Source organism: Sulfitobacter sp. HI0129 (assembly GCF_001635395.1).
Taxonomy (GTDB): Bacteria; Pseudomonadota; Alphaproteobacteria; order Rhodobacterales; family Rhodobacteraceae; genus Sulfitobacter.
Genome location: NZ_LWGH01001128.1, coordinates 1 through 1224, shown reverse-complemented (window position 1 = coordinate 1224; position 1224 = coordinate 1). Strand labels below are relative to the sequence as shown.

The 1224-nt window shown below is 64.2% G+C and carries 2 protein-coding genes and 1 pseudogene; all 3 read right to left on the bottom strand.

Features of this window, described 5'->3' with window-relative positions:
• A pseudogene (locus A3764_RS23675) lies at positions 1-299 on the bottom strand (ZIP family metal transporter); the annotation flags it as partial.
• 22 nt (positions 300-321) lie between these two features.
• Entirely contained in the window at positions 322-780 is a 459-nt protein-coding gene (locus A3764_RS23670) for a DUF411 domain-containing protein (RefSeq protein WP_050532589.1), read from the bottom strand.
• A 3-nt stretch (positions 781-783) separates the two neighbouring features.
• Positions 784-1224: M23 family metallopeptidase (locus A3764_RS23665; protein WP_150122444.1), on the bottom strand; the 441-nt coding region annotated here is incomplete at its 5' end.

Sequence of the window (1224 nt, the reverse complement as noted above, 5' to 3'; positions counted from 1 at the left end):
TGCGGCAGCCGTTCGTTCATCAGAGCGACCGCGCCCATGCCAAGCAGGATCGCAACACATACGATGGCCGCCGGGAGAGCACCGTTGTCGAACTGTCCTTCAGCTGCGTCGAGAGCCGGGATGATCAGCGAGAAGAACGAAGCCGCGAGCATGACACCCGCCGCGAAGCCAAGCAGCAGATCGCGCGTGGCCCGGGACGGGATGCGCCCAAAAAGAACGGGGACCGCCCCGACCGCGGTCAGCGATCCGGCGGCCAGGCTTCCAAGAAAGCCAAGCGCTATGGGGGAGAGGGGTTCCAATTGTTAAGGTTCTGCCGCGAGTTCAGTCAGGAGCCGAGTAGCTGGTGTAGACCTCGGTCGATCCGTCTTCGTGGATCAGGAAGACATCGTAAGCCTCCCGGTCGTCCTCCGGTCCCATGCCGGGCGACCCGTAGGGCATTCCCGGCACCGCCAGGCCTACCGCGTCTGGCCGGTCCTCCAGCAGGCGTTGGATGTCAGCCGCCGGCACGTGGCCCTCGATCACATAGCCGTCGACCAGAGCAGTATGGCAGGACACCATGCGCTGCGGCACGCCATTGTCGAGTTTGAAGCGCACAAGAGATCCTCCGAACATGTCCTCGCCCATCGGCGCGAAGCCATTCTCCTCGAGGTGCTTCATCCAGGACAGGCAACAGCCGCAGCCGTTTGTCTTCCGGACGTCGATCTGAATCGTCTCTGCGACGGCCTGCGCCGCGGGAAGCAAGGCAAATGCGATGGCAAGGGCGGGAGTAAATCGTTTCATGGATCAAAGCCTTTCGGTTGTCGTCTGTGCAAATTCGCTGGCGAGCCTCTCAGCAAGAAGTGAACGCGCCTCACGCAGTCGCTCAAGCGCGGCCGTGTCGTCCGCTTCACGCTCGGCCGCCTCTGCCAATCGGTCGTCAGAGAGAGGGTCGGTTGGGCGACCGTCCACCAGCACTTCGTAATGTAGGTTGGGGCCTGTCGCGGTACCCGTCGCACCGACCCGCCCGATCATATCTCCGGCCATCACGCGTTGCCCTTGTGTGAGCCCGTCCGGTACGGCGCTCAGATGCGCATAGCGCGTCAGGGTGTCGGAGCCATGAGCGATCTCGACGACCCGGCCATACCCACCGCGTCGGCCGATGAAGCGAACGCGGCCCGGCGCCGTCGCCTGTACCGGCGTGCCGCGCGCCGCCGCGAAGTCGACCCCTGTGTGCATCCGTACATT

Excerpts from the sequence above, each read along its gene's own strand:
- A3764_RS23670 (WP_050532589.1), bottom strand. The coding sequence starts at position 780 with ATGAAACGATTTACTCCCGCCCTTGCCATCGCATTTGCCTTGCTTCCC.